Annotated in this window: 20 protein-coding genes and 1 riboswitch; of the genes, 10 read left to right on the forward strand and 10 right to left on the reverse strand. The window is 72.4% G+C overall.

From position 1 onward, the window contains the following. Nucleotides 1-3: 3 nt before the first annotated feature. Entirely contained in the window at nt 4-621 is a 618-nt protein-coding gene (locus IE290_RS19500) for a nitroreductase family protein (protein WP_191246050.1), read from the forward strand. Here the strand turns inward: IE290_RS19500 and IE290_RS19505 are convergent. Beyond that, nucleotides 614-1,549, reverse strand: coding sequence for a zinc-binding dehydrogenase (locus tag IE290_RS19505; protein ID WP_191246051.1), 936 nt, complete (start codon nt 1,547-1,549; stop codon nt 614-616). The two genes, IE290_RS19500 and IE290_RS19505, sit on opposite strands and share 8 nt — an antisense overlap. An 84-nt stretch (nt 1,550-1,633) precedes the next feature. Between IE290_RS19505 and IE290_RS19510 the strand changes: the two genes are divergently transcribed. Both IE290_RS19510 and IE290_RS19515 read left to right on the forward strand, forming a co-directional pair. Continuing rightward, nucleotides 1,634-2,227, forward strand: coding sequence for a TetR/AcrR family transcriptional regulator (locus IE290_RS19510; protein WP_191246052.1), 594 nt, complete (start codon nt 1,634-1,636; stop codon nt 2,225-2,227). 4 nt (nt 2,228-2,231) lie between these two features. After that, nucleotides 2,232-4,436 carry an AAA family ATPase gene (locus IE290_RS19515; protein WP_191246053.1) on the forward strand — a complete coding sequence of 735 codons (2,205 nt, stop codon included), beginning with the start codon at nt 2,232-2,234 and terminating at the stop codon, nt 4,434-4,436. 33 nt (nt 4,437-4,469) lie between these two features. Here IE290_RS19515 and IE290_RS19520 read toward each other — a convergent pair whose 3' ends face one another. Both IE290_RS19520 and IE290_RS19525 read right to left on the reverse strand, forming a co-directional pair. Beyond that, a complete protein-coding gene (locus IE290_RS19520) occupies nt 4,470-5,141 on the reverse strand; it encodes a LytR C-terminal domain-containing protein (protein WP_191246054.1) in 672 nt (223 codons plus the stop codon). Beyond that, a complete protein-coding gene (locus IE290_RS19525) occupies nt 5,138-5,455 on the reverse strand; it encodes a DUF3263 domain-containing protein (protein ID WP_094005737.1) in 318 nt (105 codons plus the stop codon). The genes IE290_RS19520 and IE290_RS19525 overlap by 4 nt, the downstream gene beginning before the upstream one ends. A gap of 128 nt (nt 5,456-5,583) precedes the next feature. Between IE290_RS19525 and IE290_RS19530 the strand changes: the two genes are divergently transcribed. Next, on the forward strand, nt 5,584-6,138 hold the full coding sequence (locus tag IE290_RS19530) for a peptide deformylase (protein ID WP_191246055.1): 555 nt from the start codon (nt 5,584-5,586) through the stop codon (nt 6,136-6,138). A 92-nt stretch (nt 6,139-6,230) separates the two neighbouring features. Continuing rightward, a complete protein-coding gene (locus IE290_RS19535) occupies nt 6,231-7,145 on the forward strand; it encodes a S1C family serine protease (protein WP_191246328.1) in 915 nt (304 codons plus the stop codon). Nucleotides 7,146-7,338: 193 nt separating this feature from the next. Here IE290_RS19535 and IE290_RS19540 read toward each other — a convergent pair whose 3' ends face one another. Next, the gene (locus IE290_RS19540) at nt 7,339-8,061 is read right to left on the reverse strand and encodes an alpha/beta fold hydrolase (RefSeq protein ID WP_191246056.1); all 723 of its coding nucleotides are present in this window, start codon (nt 8,059-8,061) and stop codon (nt 7,339-7,341) included. Between the two features lie 87 nt (nt 8,062-8,148). On the opposite strand from IE290_RS19540, the gene IE290_RS19545 reads away from it, so the two are divergent. From IE290_RS19545 to thiD (IE290_RS19560), 4 genes are all read left to right on the forward strand, one after another. Then, complete coding sequence (locus IE290_RS19545) at nt 8,149-8,712, forward strand: TetR/AcrR family transcriptional regulator (protein ID WP_191246057.1); 564 nt, start codon at nt 8,149-8,151, stop codon at nt 8,710-8,712. Nucleotides 8,713-8,890: 178 nt separating this feature from the next. Beyond that, nucleotides 8,891-10,534, forward strand: coding sequence for a phosphomethylpyrimidine synthase ThiC (gene thiC / locus IE290_RS19550; RefSeq protein WP_229874605.1), 1,644 nt, complete (start codon nt 8,891-8,893; stop codon nt 10,532-10,534). After that, nucleotides 10,534-11,349, forward strand: coding sequence for a bifunctional hydroxymethylpyrimidine kinase/phosphomethylpyrimidine kinase (gene thiD, locus IE290_RS19555; protein WP_191246058.1), 816 nt, complete (start codon nt 10,534-10,536; stop codon nt 11,347-11,349). Before thiC ends, thiD (IE290_RS19555) begins: the two co-directional genes overlap by 1 nt. Nucleotides 11,350-11,374: 25 nt before the next feature. Continuing rightward, complete coding sequence (gene thiD, locus IE290_RS19560) at nt 11,375-12,208, forward strand: bifunctional hydroxymethylpyrimidine kinase/phosphomethylpyrimidine kinase (protein WP_191246059.1); 834 nt, start codon at nt 11,375-11,377, stop codon at nt 12,206-12,208. Between the two features lie 6 nt (nt 12,209-12,214). Here thiD (IE290_RS19560) and IE290_RS19565 read toward each other — a convergent pair whose 3' ends face one another. From IE290_RS19565 to thiO, 4 genes are all read right to left on the reverse strand, one after another. Further along, nucleotides 12,215-12,646 carry a MarR family winged helix-turn-helix transcriptional regulator gene (locus IE290_RS19565; protein WP_191246060.1) on the reverse strand — a complete coding sequence of 144 codons (432 nt, stop codon included), beginning with the start codon at nt 12,644-12,646 and terminating at the stop codon, nt 12,215-12,217. Between the two features lie 85 nt (nt 12,647-12,731). Continuing rightward, nucleotides 12,732-13,493 (reverse strand): thiazole synthase, encoded by a 762-nt coding sequence (locus IE290_RS19570; RefSeq protein WP_191246061.1) that lies wholly within the window; start codon nt 13,491-13,493, stop codon nt 12,732-12,734. 4 nt (nt 13,494-13,497) lie between these two features. Further along, the gene (gene thiS / locus IE290_RS19575; RefSeq protein WP_191246062.1) at nt 13,498-13,698 is read right to left on the reverse strand and encodes a sulfur carrier protein ThiS; all 201 of its coding nucleotides are present in this window, start codon (nt 13,696-13,698) and stop codon (nt 13,498-13,500) included. Continuing rightward, entirely contained in the window at nt 13,698-14,804 is a 1,107-nt protein-coding gene (thiO, locus tag IE290_RS19580; RefSeq protein ID WP_191246063.1) for a glycine oxidase ThiO, read from the reverse strand. The genes thiS and thiO overlap by 1 nt, the downstream gene beginning before the upstream one ends. Further along, a riboswitch (TPP riboswitch) is annotated at nt 14,799-14,907 on the reverse strand. Its footprint overlaps the gene before it by 6 nt. A 31-nt stretch (nt 14,908-14,938) precedes the next feature. On the opposite strand from thiO, the gene thiE reads away from it, so the two are divergent. Then, a complete protein-coding gene (gene thiE, locus IE290_RS19585; protein ID WP_191246064.1) occupies nt 14,939-15,595 on the forward strand; it encodes a thiamine phosphate synthase in 657 nt (218 codons plus the stop codon). A 106-nt stretch (nt 15,596-15,701) separates the two neighbouring features. On the opposite strand, the gene IE290_RS19590 is transcribed toward thiE, so the two are convergent. Beyond that, nucleotides 15,702-16,601, reverse strand: coding sequence for a hypothetical protein (locus IE290_RS19590; protein WP_191246065.1), 900 nt, complete (start codon nt 16,599-16,601; stop codon nt 15,702-15,704). A gap of 168 nt (nt 16,602-16,769) precedes the next feature. Next, nucleotides 16,770-17,498, reverse strand: a complete 729-nt coding sequence (locus tag IE290_RS19595; RefSeq protein WP_191246066.1) for a GntR family transcriptional regulator — start codon at nt 17,496-17,498, stop codon at nt 16,770-16,772. Nucleotides 17,499-17,570 lie beyond the last annotated feature (72 nt).

Genomic DNA, 17,570 nt, shown 5'->3' on the forward strand with positions numbered 1-17,570 from the left:
TGGATGGACACGAACACGTTGCTGACCACCACCCGTTCGGTGCGGCGCAAGCTGGACCTCGACCGGCCGGTCGAGCAGGAGGTGATCACCGAATGCCTGCGGATCGCCATGCAGGCGCCGATCGCCGGCAACCAGCAGGACGCGATCCGCTGGCTCGTGGTCCGCGACCCCGAGCTGAAGGCCCGCATCGCCGAGCCGATCCGGAAGGTCGGCGAGGCCGCCCAGCGCGAGTACGGACACCTCGTCCCGCCGCGCTCGCTGGAGTCGGCGAAGTTCCTGGTGGACAACATCCACCGCGTCCCCGCGCTCGTGCTGGCCTGCCTGGCCGGACGCCCGGAAGGCGGCAACGCCGAGCTGACCGGGTTCTACGGCTCGATCTACCCGGCGATCTGGAGCTTCCAGCTCGCGCTGCGCGACCGCGGCCTCGGCAGCACGATCACCGGCTACCACCTGTTCGGCCACGAGGAGGAGGTCGCGCGGGTGGTCGGCATCCCGGCGGACTTCACCCAGGTCGCGTTGCTGCCGGTCGCCTACACCACGCAGCGGGACTTCCGGCCGGCCGCGCGGCCACCGGTCGAGGACATCACCTTCCTCGACCGGTGGGGTGAGCGCGTCAGCTGATCTCGAGGACGGCCTTGCCGCGCAGGCGGCGGCCGAGCAGCGCCGCGGTCGCCTCGGCGTGGCGGGACCAGTCGCCACGCCAGGTGATCCCGGCATCGAGCCTGCCCGCGGCCACCTCGGCGGCCAGCCACGTCAGGTCCTCACGCACGTCCGCCTTCGGGTCGGCGAGCAGGAAGAACGTGCTGATCGACCGGTCGTGGCGGCCCTCGGTGGCGAGGAACGCCCCGAAGGGGAAGACCGCGTCCGTTCCCGCGGACCGCCCGACGCTGACCAGCTGTCCGCCGGCGTGCAGCTGTCCGAAGGCCGCGACCATCTGCTCGCCCTCGATGTTGTCGAGCACGCCGTGGACGGGCCGGCTCACCTCGGCCGGATGCTTGATCACCTCACGCGCGCCGAGCGCTTCGAGCACGCTCACCTGCGCCGGATCCGCGCTGACGGCCACGACCTCGGCGCCGGCCCGTGCGGCGAGCTGGACGGCGAACCGGCCGACCCCACCGGAAGCGCCGGTGATCATGATCCGGCGTCCCAGGGTCTGCCCGAACCGCCGCAGGACGTGCAACGCGGTCAGCCCGGCGACGGGGATCGTGCTGATCGCACCGCCGTCCGCCCCCGCCGGCACGGTGCCCATCGTCGCGGTCGGCACGGCTCGCAACTCCGCCCAGGCGCCGGTCAGCCCCAGGGTGATCACGCGAGTTCCGGCAGCCGGGCCGGAACCGTCGGCGGCCGCCCGCACCACCACACCCGTCGCATCCCAGCCCGGAACGCTCCCCTCGGGCACCTGGGCGGAGTCCACCATGAACGCCTCGCCGTAGTTGAGCGAGACGGCCTCGACCCGGACCAGGGCCTCGTCCGGTGCCGGCACCGGATCGGGCACCTCGGCGAGTTTCAGGTGTGACGACGACGAGTGGTCGACGACCAGCGCACGCATGTTCTCTCCTTCGCAGCGATCTTGCGCCCAATAGTGCCACCGAGTGGCACTTGCCATCAAGGCGCATCAACTAGACTGGGGGCGATGACGACGACCGAGCAGTCGCTCCCCCTGCGCGAGCGCAAGAAGCTGCGCACCCGGCAGGCGCTGGCCGAGACCGCGGTGGCGATGTTCACCGAGCGCGGCTTCGACGCGACCACGCTCGACGAGCTGGTCGAGGCGGTCGAGGTCTCCAAGCGCACCTTCTTCCGCAACTTCACGTCCAAAGAGGACGTCGCGCTCACCGCGATCAAGCAGCTGTGGGAGACCTACCTCGGCGTGCTGGCCGAGCGGCCGCCGTCCGGGCCGCTGCTCGGGGTCCTGAAGGACGCGCTGCTCACCACCATCGGCCGGATGGACGACTACTGGTACCGGCAGTTCCTGCCCACCGTCCGGCTGACCGAGGAGTGCTCCCCGCTGCAGGCCCACACGCTGCGGTATTGCGCCGAGGTCAAGACCGAGATCATCCGCGTCCTCGGCCTCACCCCCGGACTGGAACAGCGCCTGCTGGTCGAGGTCGTGATCGGCGCGTGGAACTGCGCGCTGGCCGAGTGGAGCCCGTCCGGCGAGCGCGAGCTGCTCCCGGTCCTCGTCGATCGCGCGTTCGCCGCCATCCCGGCCGCGCTCGCCCTAGAGTGAGGGCGTGAGCGCGCCCCAGATCACGCTGACCATCCGGCACACGCCGTCCGCCCTCGACACCCGGCGCGGCATCGTCCGCCTGCACCCGGAGGTCCTCGACGCGCTCGGCCTGCGCGCGTGGGACGCGGTGCACCTCACCGGCGCCCGGGTGAGCGCCGCGCTCGCCGCGCCCGGCGACGCGACCGGCACGCCCGGGGTGGTCTACGCCGACGACGTGACCCTGTCCAACCTCGGCGTCACCGAGGGCTCGGAGGTCGTCGTCGCGCCGGCGGAGGTCTCGCAGGCCCGCTCGGTGACCGTCGCCGGGTCGCGGCTGGCCAGCGCGTCGGTGTCGCCTAACACGCTGCGGCTCGCGCTGACCGGGAAGGTCCTCACGGTCGGGGACGCGGTGTCGCTCCTCCCGCAGGACCTCGCGCCCGCGCCCGGGTCGGACGTCACGACCGTGCGCGGCCAGCTCTCCAGGGCGATCGGCGCCGGCTGGACCACCGAGCTGCTCACCGTCACCGCGACCGAACCCGGCGGGCCGGTCGTGATCAGCCCGTCCACCGTGGTCAGCTGGCGGGACGGCGCCCGCTCCACCGCACCGGCGGCCCCGGCCGCCCCGCGCGCCGAGCCCGAGGTGATCGCCGAGCCGGAGGAGCCCGCCCCGCCGCTGGCCGACCTGTGCGGCGCGCACGACCAGGCCCGCACGCTCGCCGAATGGGTCGACCTGACGTTCCGGCGCCCCGAACTGCTCGCCCGGCTGGGCACGTCGGCCCGGCTCGGCGTGCTGCTCTCCGGGGCGGAGGGCGTCGGCAAGACGACGCTGGTGCGATCGGTCGCCGCGGCCGAGAACCTCCGCCTGGTCACGCTGGCCGCGCCGTCGATCGCCGTCCTGGAGCCGAACGCGATCGCCACCCGGCTGCGCGAGGCTGTCGACCAGGCCGCCGCGGGCGGTCCGGCGGTGCTGCTGATCACCGACATCGACACGCTGCTCCCGGCGACGCAGCCACCGCCCGTCGCGACGGTGGTGCTGGACGAGCTGCGTGGCGCGCTGACCCGCCCGGAGCTCGCGGTCGTCGCCACCACCGCCCGCCCCGAGTCGTGCGATCCGCGGCTGCGGGCGGCCGACCTGCTCGACCGCGAGCTCGCGATCCCCCAGCCGGACGCCCGGGTCCGCACCGAACTGCTGCGCGTGCTGCTGCGGGACGTGCCACTGGAATCCACTGTGGACTTCGGCGGGATCGCCGACCGCACGCCGGGGTTCGTGGCCGCGGACCTGCTGGCGCTGCGCCGGGACGCCGCGGTGCGGGCGGCGCTACGGCAGCGGGAGGCCGACGAGCCGCGCATCTCGCAGCAGGACCTGCTGGACGCGCTGCAGTCCGTCCGCCCGATCTCCATGTCCACTTCGGACAACCTGGCAACCGGCGGGCTGACGCTGGACGACGTCGGCGACATGACCGAGGTCAAGCAGTCGCTCACGGAGGCGGTCCTGTGGCCGCTGCGGTACCCGGACTCGTTCTCGCGCCTGGGCATCGCACCGCCACGTGGGGTGCTGCTGTACGGGCCGCCCGGTGGTGGCAAGACGTTCCTGGTGCGCGCGCTGGCGGGCACCGGGGCGCTGAACGTGTTCGCGGTCAAGGGCGCCGAACTGCTGGACAAGTGGGTCGGCGAGTCCGAGCGCGCCGTGCGGGAGCTGTTCCGCAAGGCCGCCGACGCGGCGCCGTCGCTGGTGTTCCTGGACGAGATCGACGCGCTCGCGCCGCGGCGCGGGCAGTCCGGCGACTCGGGGGTGTCGGACCGGGTGGTGGCCGCGCTGCTGACCGAGCTGGACGGGGTCGAGCCGATGCGGGACGTGGTCGTGCTCGGCGCGACCAACCGGCCGGAGCTGGTCGACCCGGCCCTGCTGCGCCCCGGACGGCTGGAGCGCCTGGTCTACGTGCCGCCGCCGGACGCCGCGGCGCGGGCCGACATCCTGCGCGCCACCGCCCGGCACACGCCGCTGGCGTCCGATGTGGACCTGGACGCGGTCGCAGCCACTTTGGACGGCTATTCCGCGGCGGACTGCGCGGCGCTGATCCGGGAGGCGGCGCTCACGGCGATGCGCGAATCGCTGGAGGCCGCCGAGGTGACGGCGGCGCACCTGGAGACCGCGCGGAAGACGGTGCGGCCGTCGCTGGACCCGGCGCAGCTGGCGGCGCTGGAGGCGTACGCGAAGAACCGCGCCTGAGACAGCGAGCGGCGGACGAGACCGCCGCTCGCGTCAGGAACCCTTGACCTGCGAACCCTTGTAGTCGTTGGTCACGATCACGATGACACCCGGGCTCGCGTCCTGGATGCCCTCGAACCGCGGCTCGACCTTCATCCCGAACGCGGCGGCCAGCGACCGCGCCGCCGTCTCCTCGTCCGTGCCCGGCGTGTAGTACACCGTGGTCGTCGGGATGATGCCCTGCGGGTAGTTGCCCACCTCGACCACGTTCCAGCCGTTGGCGCGCAGCTCGTCGGCGGCGCGGGCGGCGAGGCCGTGGATGGTGCTGTTGTTGTAGACGCGCACCGGCACCCACTTGGCCGCGGTCTGGTCGGCCGGCACCCCGCCGTCGCCCGCGCCCGGGGCTCCCGTGGTGCCGCCCGGCTGGGTCGCGGTGCCACCGGGCCCGCCGGGTGTGGCGGTGTCCGTCGGCTGTCCGGGCGGCGGCGTCTCCGACGTCGGCGAGGCCGGGACCGAAGGCGTCGTCTCGGTGGGGCTCGCACCGGTGGTCTCGGTCGGCGCGGTCGTCCCCCCGGTGGCGGTGGGGCTCGGCGCCGCGGTCTGGCCGTTGTCCCCGTCGCCGTTCAGCGCGGTGATGCCGCCGATCACGACCGCCACGAGGGCGACGCCGATCAGCACCACACCGGCCAGGCGCAGCGGGCGGGACAGGCCCTGCAGGAAGTTCATCGCGCCTCGATCCCCAGTCGGCGGGCCACGCGCTTGCGCTGCCGCGCGGTGCGCATCTTGCGCAGCCGCTTGACCAGCATCGGGTCGGCGGCCATCGCTTCCTCTTTGTCGAGGAGCTGGTTGAGCAGCTGGTAGTACCGGGTGGGCGAGAGGCCGAACTCCTCGCGGACGGCCTGCTCCTTCGCGCCCGCGTAGCGCCACCACTGGCGTTCGAACGCCAGCACCTTGAGCTCGCGGGGCGTGAGCCCGCCCTCGTCGCCGGTGGGCTCGGGCGACGGCCGGTCGCCCTCGGCCATCGACTCCGCGGCGTCCATCTGACTCCTCAAATCGCAAACCACACGGTTGTGATCCCGCGGGCGTCATTCAACCACGGGTCGAGGGTCCGGTTGTGGGATCACGGCCCGGCGCGTCACGGCTCGTCCGCTGGGTACGATCGCGGATTGTGACCATCCACCCGATCCGGATCGCCGGCGACCCGGTGCTGCACAACCCCACCCGCGAGGTGGAGAAGTTCGACGACGAGCTGCGCACCCTCACCGACGACATGTTCGAGACCATGTACGCCGCCGAAGGGGTGGGGCTGGCGGCCAACCAGATCGGCGTCGACCTGCGCGTCTTCGTCTACGACTGCCCCGACGACCAGGGTGTGCGGCACAAGGGCCTGGTGGTCAACCCGACGCTGGAGACCTCCGAGATCCCGGAGACCATGCCCGACCCGGACGACGACTGGGAGGGCTGCCTGTCCGCGCCCGGGGAGTCGTATCCCACCGGGCGCGCGAGCTGGGCCAAGGTCACCGGCTTCGACCTGGACGGCAACCCGATCGAGGTCGAGGGCACCGGCTACTTCGCGCGCTGCCTGCAGCACGAGACCGACCACCTGAACGGCTACCTCTACCTGGACCGGCTGGTCGGCCGCCACGCGCGCGACGCCAAGCGCATGCTCAAGCGCAACAAGTGGGGCGTGCCCGGACTGTCCTGGCTGCCCGGCGCGGAGTGAGCTTTCGCCCTCGGTGAACGGGGCGGCTTACGCGGGTCTGCGAGCGCACACTGGTTACCGGGTAACTGTGTAATCGCAGGGTGGTGGTCGTGGTGGATGACACCGACGCGCTCGACGCCTACTCACGCTCGGTGAGCACGGTGGCCGCCGAGGTGACCCCGCACGTGGCGAGCGTGCGGCTGTCGCGGGGCAGCGGTTCGGCGGTCGTGTTCGCCGACGACGGCCACCTGGTGACGAACGCGCACGTGGTCGGCGGCGGGACGCACGGCACGGCGACGTACGCCGATGGCACCGAGGCGCGGTTCACCGTGGTCGGCGCGGATCCGCTGTCGGACCTGGCCGTGCTGCGTGCGTCGGAGGCGCCGCCCGCGGCTCGCCTGGGGGACGCGGACAAGCTGGTCGTCGGGCAGCTGGTGGTGGCGATCGGCAGCCCGCTCGGGCTGGCCGGGTCGGTGACGGCCGGGGTGGTCAGCGCGCTGGGCCGGTCGCTGCCGGTGCGCACGCGCAGCGCCGGGCGGGTGATCGAGAACGTGATCCAGACCGACGCGGCGCTGAACCCGGGCAACTCGGGCGGTGCGCTGGCGGATTCGGCGGGCCGGGTGGTGGGGGTGAACACCGCGGTCGCCGGGTTCGGGCTGGGCCTGGCGGTGCCGATCAACGACACCACCCGGCGGATCATCGACACGCTGCTGGTGGAGGGCCGCGTGCGGCGGGCGTACCTCGGGGTGGTCGGGGTGCCGGCGCCGCTGCCGGACGAGGTCGCCGAGCACACCGGGCAGCGCGCCGGGTTGCGGATCGTCGAGGTGGTGCGCGGCGGGCCGGCCGAACGGGCGGGCCTGCGGCCGGGTGACTTGGTGCTGACGGTGGGGCGCTCGCGGATCACGGACGCGCAGGACATCCAGCGGCAGCTGTTCGCGGAGGTGATCGGCACCCGCCTGGCGATCACGGTGCTGCGGAACGGCGCGATGGTGGACGTGTTCGCGACCCCGAGCGAGCTGGTGAGTTAGAAGGCCGCGGTACCCAGCACGAGGCCGGGTAGGTAGAGCCGGCTCTACACCCCGGATTTGCGATGCCGAGCGTCTGCAGGATGGCCCGATCGGCAGGCACCGCTCGCGCCCGTTGTCGACGGCGGAGTCAACATCGCCCCTACCGCAGCGTTCTCGGCGACCAACCGCGGTCCCGCGCGTGAGTCCGCGGCCCTCAGCCGAGCTTCAGCAGTAGCTCGCTGAGCTCCCCCGGCGCGGTGATCATGCAGTCGTGGCCGGTGGCGAGTTCCCAGATCTCCGCGGGCGTTCCGTTGGGCTGCACAGCCGGCACCGGGCGCCGCTCGAAGCCGTCCGGCTTGACCGTGCAGTGGATGTGCGTCCGCGGGATCGTCCGCGTCGCCGGGTTGTCCAGCCGCACCGGTTGCTGGAGGCAGCGCACCGGCTGGTCGGACAGCATCGTGCGCAGCCACGCCACGTCGGCGGGCTCGGTGACGCCGAACAGGCCGTCCGGGGGCGGCAGCTCGGGCATCGGCGGGACCCGCCAGCCGCTTTCGGACGCCAGCGCCGCCTCGATCATGGCCTGCGTGACCGGGAGGACGTCCGCCGCGGTTTCCCCGTGCTCCGGGACCATCGCGTCCAGGTAGACCAGCCGCGCGATCCGGTCCGGCACCTCGTTGGCCACCGACGAGATGACCAGCCCGGCGTAGCTGTGCCCCACGAGCACCACGTCGGTCAAACCCTCCGCGCGGATCAGCCCGGCCACGTCGTCGACGTGCGTGTCGAGCCCGACCTCCGGCCCGGCCAGGTGCGCCGTCTCGCCGTAACCGGTCAGCGTCGGCGCGAGCACCCGGTGCCCGGCCGCCTCCAGCAGCGGCACCACCCGCGCCCAGCACTCCCCGGTGTGCCACGCGCCGTGCACCAGCAGATAAGTCGTCATCAGCCCTCCGACCAAAACGGGACATCGTCCCATTTAACATACGGGACACTGTCCCGGTTAGCCAGAGCCGGGTGTCAGAATGGACCCGTGGACGACAGCGCACCCAAACGAGCCGACGCGCGGCGCAACCAGAAGGCGCTGCTCGACGCGGCCGCCGCGGTCTTCGTCGCGTCTGGGGTGGAAGCGCCGATCCGCGACATCGCCACCAAGGCCGGCGTCGGGACCGCCACCATCTACCGCCACTTCCCCACGCGCGCGGATCTGATCGTCGCCGTCTACCGGCACCAGGTCGAAGCCCTCGCCGAGGCCGGTCCCGAGCTGCTCGCCTCGAGCGCGACGCCGTACCGAGCCCTCGCGCAGTGGCTCGACCAGTTCGTCGACTTCGTGATCACCAAGCAGGGCCTGCCCGCCGTGCTGCAGTCCGACGACCCCTGCTACGACCCGCTGCACGACTACTTCCTGGAGCGGCTCGTGCCCGTCTGCACCCAGCTGCTCGACGCCGCCGCCGCGGAGATCCACGACGACCTGGACGCCTACGAACTCATGCGCGGCATCGGTGGCCTCTGCGCGGGCGCGAGCCGCAAGCACCGCTACGACGCGCGCCGCCTGGTCGGTTTCCTCGTCGCGGGTCTGCGGCGGCCGGGGGTGTGAAACCGCCGTCGCGGGGTTGAGGTCTGCCGTCCCGCGTGGCATGGTTCGGACGGACAACCGAACAACGCGGGAGCTCGCGCCTTGGCGGGCTGAGAGGGCGGCTGGTGTCCGTTGGGACCCGGCGCCGCCGACCGCTGAACCTGACCGGGTAATGCCGGCGTAGGGAGTGAATTTTCGCGTGACGACGCTGGAAAACGGCAAGAACGTCGCACCGACCGTGACCACCGGGCCGATCACCGGGTCCCGCAAGGTCTACCACCACACCGAGAACGGGCTCCGCGTCCCGGCCCGTCGGATCGATCTGACGAACGGCGACCACTTCGACGTCTACGACACCTCCGGCCCGTACACCGACCCGGACGCCGCCATCGACGTCCACAATGGACTGTTCCCGCTCCGCTCCGGCTGGCTGGACGGCCGCGATCACAACACGCAGCTGGGCTTCGCGAAGGCCGGCGTGATCACCCGGGAGATGGAGTTCGTCGCGGCCCGTGAGCGGGTGAGCCCGGAGTTCGTGCGCGACGAGGTCGCCGCGGGCCGCGCGGTGATCCCGGTGAACCGCCGCCACCCGGAGAGCGAACCCATGATCATCGGGAAGAACTTCCTGGTGAAGGTCAACGCGAACATGGGCAACTCGGCCGTGTGGTCCTCGGTCGAGGAGGAGGTCGACAAGATGGTGTGGGCGACCCGCTGGGGCGCCGACACGATCATGGACCTGTCCACCGGCAAGCGCATCCACGAGACCCGCGAGTGGATCCTGCGCAACTCGCCGGTGCCGGTCGGCACGGTGCCGATCTACCAGGCGCTGGAGAAGGTCGACGGCGATCCGGCGAAGCTGTCCTGGGAGGTCTACCGGGACACCGTGATCGAGCAGTGCGAGCAGGGCGTGGACTACATGACCGTGCACGCCGGGGTGCTGCTGCGCTACATCCCGCTGACCGCGAACCGCGTCACCGGGATCGTCTCCCGCGGCGGGTCGATCATGGCCGCGTGGTGCCTGGCGCACCACAAGGAGTCGTTCCTCTACACGCACTTCGAAGAGCTGTGCGAGATCCTGCGCGCCTACGACGTCACCTTCTCCCTCGGTGACGGCCTGCGCCCGGGCTCGATCGCCGACGCCAACGACCGCGCCCAGTTCGCGGAGCTGGAGACGCTCGGCGAGCTGACGCACATCGCCCGCGCGCACGACGTCCAGGTGATGATCGAGGGCCCCGGCCACGTGCCGATGCACAAGATCAAGGAGAACGTGGAGCTGGAGGAACGGCTCTGCGGCGAGGCCCCGTTCTACACGCTCGGTCCACTCACGACGGACATCGCGCCGGCCTACGACCACATCACCTCGGCCATCGGGGCGGCGCAGATCGGCTGGTACGGCACCGCGATGCTGTGCTACGTCACGCCGAAGGAGCACCTGGGCCTGCCCAACCGCGACGACGTGAAGGCCGGCGTGATCGCGTACAAGATCGCCGCGCACGCCGCCGACCTCGCCAAGGGCCACCAGTACGCCCAGGAGTGGGACGACGAGCTGTCCAAGGCCCGCTTCGAGTTCCGCTGGACCGATCAGTTCAACCTCTCGCTCGACCCGGACACCGCGCGCTCGTACCACGACGAGACCCTGCCCGCGGAGCCCGCCAAGACGGCGCACTTCTGCTCGATGTGCGGGCCGAAGTTCTGCTCCATGCGAATCACGCAGGACGTGCGCAAGTACGCCGAGGAGCACGGCCTGTCCACTGTGGATGCCATCGAGGCCGGGATGCAGGAGAAGTCCGCGGAGTTCGCCGAGAACGGCAAGCAGGTCTACCTCCCGGTGGTCCAGCCGTAATGAGCGTCACCCCGAAGACCGCGCTGACCATCGCCGGGAGCGATTCCGGCGGTGGCGCGGGGATCCAGGCCGACCTGCGCACGTTCTTCGCCTGCGGCGTGCACGGGATGACCGCGATCACCGCGGTCACGGTGCAGAACTCGCTGGGCGTGCAGGGGTTCACCGAGATCCCGCCGGACGTGGTGTCGGCGCAGATCAAGGCGGTCGCCGGTGACATGGGCGTGGACGCGGCCAAGACCGGCATGCTCGCCACGGCGGAGATCATCAGCGAGGTCGCCAAGACGCTCGACGAGGTCCACATCGGACGCGAGACGACCGTGCCGTTCGTCGTCGACCCGGTGGCGGCCTCGATGCACGGGGATCCCCTGCTGTGTGAGGAAGCCCTGGAGGCCATCCGCACGGAGCTGTTCCCGCGCGCCACGCTGGTGACCCCGAACCTCGACGAGGTCCGGCTGCTCACCGGTGTGGAGGTCACCGACCGGGCCAGCCAGCGCGACGCCGCGCGGGCGCTGCTGGCCCTGGGCCCGATGTGGGTGCTGGTCAAGGGCGGGCACCTCTACGACGACCCGGAGTGCGTCGACCTGCTCTCCGACGGCGTGCAGTTCATCGAGCTGTCCGCGCGCCGGATCGACACGAAGCACACCCACGGCGGCGGCGACACGCTGGCGTCGTCGATCACCGCGTTCCTCGCCAAGGGCCTGGGCGTGCCGGACGCGGTGGACGAGGGCAAGCGGTTCATCGAGCGGTGCGTCGCCGAGGCGTACCCGCTGGGCGAGGGCGTCGGGCCGGTGTCGCCGTTCTGGCGGCTCGCTTGATCGACGGGTTTGCGACACTGGAGGCATGAGCCAGAACGCGAGTCCGCCTGCCGCCCTGACCATCGCCGGATCCGACTCCGGTGGTGCGGCGGGGCTGCAGGCGGACCTGCGCACGTTCCTGACCTGCGGGGTGCACGGGCTGGTCGCGGTGACGGCGGTGACCGTGCAGAACACGCTCGGCGTGCACGACCGGTCGGACATCCCGGCGCGGATCGTGGCCGGGCAGATCGAGGCCGTCGCCGCGGACATGGGCATGCAGGCGGCCAAGACCGGCATGCTCGCCTCCGCGGAGATCATCGAGGCGGTCGCGCAGGCGTGTGACCGGGCGGAGATCGGCCGGGACACGAAGGTGCCGTTCGTGGTCGACCCGGTGGCCGCGTCGATGCACGGGCACCCGCTGTTCGACGCGGCCGGGCTGGCCGCGCTGCGCGAACTGCTGCTGCCGCGGGCCGCCGTGATCACGCCCAACCTGGACGAGGTGCGCCTGCTGACCGGGCTCGAGGTGACCGACCGCGCCGGGATGCACGAGGCGGCGGTGGCCCTGAAGGAGCTGGGGCCGAAGTACGTGCTGGTCAAGAGCGGCCACCTGACCAGCGATCCGGAGTGCGTGGACCTGCTCTACGACGGCCGCTCGTTCGTCGAGCTGCCCGGGCCGCGGTTCGCCACGCCGCACACGCACGGCGCCGGGGACGCGATGGCGTCGGCGCTGACCGCGGGACTGGCGCGGGGCATGTCGGTGCCGGAAGCCGCCCGGTTCGGGAAGTGGTTCGTGTCCAACGCGGTGGCGAACTCCTACCCGATGGGCGCGAAGGTCGGCCCGGTGTCGGCCTTCTGGCGGCTGGCGCCGGAGGACCGCTAGAGCGCGTCAGGTCTCGTCGCCGGCCAGTAGCGCTTCCAGCGCCGGCAGCGCCTGCCCGAGCGCGGCCTGGTGCTCCGGCGACAGGCGGTCGATCCGCTTCTGCAGCTCGTGCACCCGCGTGGACCGCAGATCGAGCAGCATGCGCTCGCCCTGCGGGGTGGCCGTCGCGAGCCAGGCGCGGCGGTCGACCGGGTCGGGCTCGCGGCTGGCCCAGCCCGCGTCGACCAGCGAGGCGACGATCCGCGACATCGTCGCGGCCGCCACGCCCTCCTTCGCCGCCAGGTCACCCAGCCGCATCGGGCCGAAGGCGACCAGCGTGGACAGCGCGGAAATGGAGCCGTGGCCGGGACCGGGTGTGCCTGCCTGTCGCAGCGACCGGGACAGCCGGCCGACGGCGAGGAACAACCGTCCAGCGACATCCTCGGTTGACTCAACCACTCTCGAGCTCCTTCGCCTCGCCGACCGCTCGGGTGCGGTAAACCATACGTGCTCGCCGCGCTGAACCGAGGTGAAGGCGGACAATTCAGCGCGGCGGACTGGACGCCTGGGCCCAGAACCGCTGCGGGATCCGCCCCGCCTGCCGCGCCAGCCGGCCCGCGATCACCGCCGAGCGCATCGCGTACGCCATCCGCTCGGGGTCCTGCGCCCGGGTGACGGCCGTGGACAGCAGCACCGCGTCGCAGCCCAGCTCCATCGCCAGCGCCGCGTCGGAGGCCGTGCCGATCCCCGCGTCGAGGATGATCGGCACGCCCGCGCGGGCCACGATCAGCTCGATGTTGTGCGGGTTGCGGATGCCCAGCCCGGTGCCGATCGGCGCGCCCAGCGGCATCACCGCGGCGCACCCGGCCTCCTCCAGCCGCAGCGCGAGCACCGGGTCGTCGTTGGTGTAGGCGAACACGGTGAACCCGTCGGCGACGAGCTGCTCGGCCGCGTCGAGGGTTTCCACCGGGTCGGGCAGCAGGGTCCGGTCGTCGGCGTGCACCTCGAGCTTGATCAGGTCGGTCTCCAGCGCCTCGCGCGCCAGCCGCGCGGTCAGCACCGCCTCGGCGGCGCCGCGGCAGCCCGCGGTGTTCGGCAGGAGCCGGATGCCCAGACGCCGCAGCAGGTCCAGCACACCGGAGCCGCCCTCGGCGTCCGTGCGGCGCAGCGCGACCGTCGTCAGTTCGGTGCCGGACGCGACGAGCGCCCGCTCCAGCACGGACAGGTTCGCCGCGCCACCGGTTCCGATGATCAGCCGTGAGCCGAGCTTGTGCTCGCCGATCACGAGCTGGTCGCCGTCGAACATGACCTCACCCACCTTGCACCGCCGTCAGGATCTCCAGCCGTGCCCCCGGGGGCACGGCCCTGGCCGCCCACTCGCCGCGCCGTACGACTTCGCCGTTGAGCGCGACCGCCACACCGCGCTCCGGCGCGTCGATGGCCTTGAGCACGTCGGTCACCGTGGCGTCGTCGGGGACTTCCCGCCAGTCCCCGTTGACCTGCACTTCCATCAGACCCCTCCTGTTCCGAGCCGGGCCGGGTCCGCCGCGAGCGCCTCCGCGGGCGGTTTCTCCCCGGCCAGCCAAGCCACGACGGCGTCGGCGGTCACCGGCGCCATGAGCAGACCGTTGCGGTGGTGTCCGGTCGCGGCGAGGACGCCGTCGCCGAGGTCACCGATGAACGGGAGCGTGTCGGTGCTGGCCGCGCGCAGCCCGGCCGCGGTCTCGACCAGCTCGTACTCGTCGATGCTGGGGAAGATCCGCTCGGCGCCCTCCAGCAGCTCGCGCACGCCGCGGGCGCTCACGGTCTCGTCGAACCCGGCCTCGTACTGGGTCGCGCCGAGGACGAGTTCGCCGTCCGCGCGTGGCACGAGGTACACCGGCCGCCCCTCGACGACCGCGCGCACCGTGCGCGTGGGAGGTGGCAGGCTCGTGCGCCGCGCGCGCAGGCGGAGGATCTCGCCCTTGAGCGGCCGGACACCTCGCGCGAGCAGCGGGTGGAGCCGCGCGCTGTGGGCGCCGGCGGCGATGACCACGACGTCGCACCGGACCTCGCAGTGGGCCGTGCGGACGCGGCCGGGTTCGACGGCCCGCGCGGCGTCGCCGGTGAACTCCGCGCCGCGCCGGAGTGCGGCGGCTTCCAGTGAGCGGAGCAGCTTGCGGTTGTCGACGCCCAGGTCGCCGGGCACGAGCAGGCCGCTGCGGACGGCGCCCAGTCCGGGTTCGAGCGAGCGCAGCCGGCGGCCGGTGACCTGTTCGACCTCGCGGCCGACCGACCGCAGGTAGCCGGCCACGATGTCCAGCTGGTCGGCGTCGGCGCGGTCGAACGCCACGACGAGCGTGCCCGCCGTGGACAGCCCCGGGTCGACACCGTCCTGCGCAAGCGCTTGCGCGAAGGCCGGCCAGCGCTTCAGGGACTCCTCCCCGAGTGCGAGCGACTCCTCTTCGCCGGGCCAGGCCTCGGTGACCGGGGCCAGCATGCCGCCGGCGACCCAGGACGCGCCGCGGCCCGGTGCGGGGTCGACGACGGTGACACGGTGCCCGGCCGCGGCGGCGCGCCAGGCCACGGACAGGCCGATGACCCCGCCGCCGACGACGGCCACGTGCTGGTTGCTCATCAGAATCACGCTCCCTGCGCCGGCATGATCCGGATCAGGTTCCACGGTCGGAGCGCTGACAGCTCCCTCTCAGCCCGTGGCTCGGGCTCCCGTGCGGACACCCCCACCCTAACGTGCGAGATAGGGTTCGGGCCATGCCAGGGCTCAGTGGTGACGAGATCAGGAAGCGCCTCGACGCGGCACGGCTGTATCTGTGCACCGGGGACCGGCCGGACCTGGCCGAGTTCGCCGATGCCGCGCTGGCCGGCGGGGTGGACATCATCCAGCTGCGGGACAAGCGGGACGGGGCGCCGCTGGAGGCCCGCCAGGAGCTGGCGGCGCTGGAGATCCTGGCCGAGGCGTGCGCGCGGCACGGGGCGCTGCTGGCGGTGAACGACCGGGCGGACATCGCGGCGGCCGTCGACGCGGACGTGCTGCACCTGGGGCAGGACGACCTGCCGGTGCCGCTGGCGCGGCGGGTGATCGGTGACGAGCCGGCGATCGGCCGCTCGACGCACGACCTTCCACAGGCGCGAGCGGCGGCTGTGGAAGAAGGTGTGGACTACTTCTGCACGGGCCCGTGCTGGCCGACGCCGACGAAGCCGGGCCGCCCGGCGCCCGGCCTGGACCTCGTGCGGGAGACGGCGGAGCTCGGCACCGCCCGGCCGTGGTTCGCCATCGGCGGCATCGACACCGAGCGCCTGCCGGAAGTCCTGGCGGCGGGCGCGTCGCGGATCGTGGTGGTACGGGCGGTCACCGAGGCCGACGACCCAGCGGCGGCAACCCGAGCGCTGCGCGCACAGCTGGACTGACCTGGGCGCGTCGGCCGCGACGCCCCGCGGGAGGTGGCCGCCCTCGGCGCACGAAAAACGGGCCCTCCGCGAAAACTCGCGAAGGGCCCGTTCCCGCACTCCGGCCTCAAGGGCTGCTCGGCGCGGTCGTCGCGGTCTCGGACGCCTGCGACGGCGTCTCCTGCACGCTGGTGCTCGGCGTCGTCGTCACGGGCGATTCCGTCTTCTCGGCGCTGGACGACGGCGTCGGCGTGGTGCTGGTGCTCGCCGGCGCCTCGGCGTCCGTCGTGGCGCTCTCGGTGACCGTCGTGACCCGCGTGGTCGTCGTCTCGGCGGGGCCGGTTCCGCCGACCACCCGGCCCAGCGTCGTGCCGTGCCCGCCGGACACCGTGCTCCCGGTGGCCGCCTCGAAGCCGGTGATCGCCAGCATCCCGACCACGAACGCGACGACGCTGGTGGCCACTGCCAGCGTCCACCGGCTCTTCCACCAGGGCTTCTTCCCGTCCGGCGGCGCCTCGTCAACCGCGGGCGGGTCCACCGGCTTCGGGATGAACACCGTCTTCTCGCCACCCCCGGAACCACCCTGCCCGGCGACCGGCATCCGGCGCGTCGTGCCCGACAGCGGCGGCGTGATCGGGTGGATCACCCGGGTCCGCTGCACGTCGGTCAGCTGGGCCGCCGGTCTGGCGACCGTCGTCCCGTTCTGCTGCTGGTGCCTGATCAGCGGGTGCGTCGAACGCGGTGCGACGGCGGGCGGGACCACCCTGGTCTGCTGCCGGGTCTCGGCCACGGCCAGCAGCTCGGCGGTCTTGCGCGCCGCCGCCCGCGTGCGCCGCAGCGACCGCAGGTAGACCTCGCCGCCCACTGTCGTCACGATGCTCGCGATCCCGGCGCCGATGACCGTCCCCGCCACGCCCAGGGTGGAGCCCAGGAAGGCAGCCGTCACCGCGGCCAGCGCCGACGCCACCACCTGCGCCGGAGACAGCCCGGTCTTCTTCTCGCCGCTCTCTTCCTTCTCCTCGGTCATGATCGCGGTGTGTTCGCTCTCCCTCTCGTGTTAACCCCATCGTGTCCAACGTGTTTGTCGATTGAGATGCTCCCAGCGTTGCCGGAAGGTGACGCAAGCCACTCTCGACGTCCACAGTGGACACTTCGGGCTTAACGATCCCTTGACACGACAAGGGATCTTGGGGAGTTACGGACGTCGCAGCGTGGTGACGAACTTGTACCGGTCACCGCGGTAGATCGACCGCACGAATTCGACCGGTTTGCCGTCCGCGGCGAACGAGTGGCGCGACAGCAGCAGCATCGGGGTGCCCACGTCGGCGCCCAGCAGGTCGGCCTCCTGCGGCCCGGCCAGCGCGGTCTCGATCGTCTCCTCCGCGCTGTCCATCTCCACGCCGTAGTGCTCCCGCAACACCGCGTACAGGGAGCCGCCTGCCGACACGTGTTTGCGCAGGCCGCGGAACCGGCCCAGGGGCAGGTGCGTGGTCTCCAGCGCCATCGGCTCGCCGTCGGCCAGCCGGAGGCGGCGCATCCGCAGCACCTTCGCGCCGTTGCGGATGCCGAGCAGCTTCGCCAGCTCGGGCTCGGCCGTCAGCTCCTCGATCTCCAGCAGCTTCGACGACGGCTCGCGCCCCTTCGCCCGCATGTCCTCGGTGTAGGACGACAGCTGCAGCCGCTGTGCCAGCTTCGGCTCGGCCGCGAACGTGCCCTTGCCCTGCACCCGGTGCAGCCTGCCCTCGGCGGTCAGGTCCGCCAGGGCCTGCCGCACCGTGGTGCGGGAGACCGCGAACTCGGTGGCCAGCGAGCGCTCGGTGGGAATCGGCGAACCCGGCGGCATCGTCTCCAGCAGGTCGAGCAGATGCTGCTTCAACGCCCAGTACTTCGGTTCGCGCTGACCGCGCGTGGCTGACTCCAACATGACCGACTCCTCCTCGAACCGCGCCCCTGGCGCAGGATGAAACTACCCTTTCCGAATGGAACCGCGCCCGGG

This window comes from Amycolatopsis deserti, from assembly GCF_014653945.1.
Classification (GTDB): domain Bacteria; phylum Actinomycetota; class Actinomycetes; order Mycobacteriales; family Pseudonocardiaceae; genus Amycolatopsis_E; species Amycolatopsis_E deserti.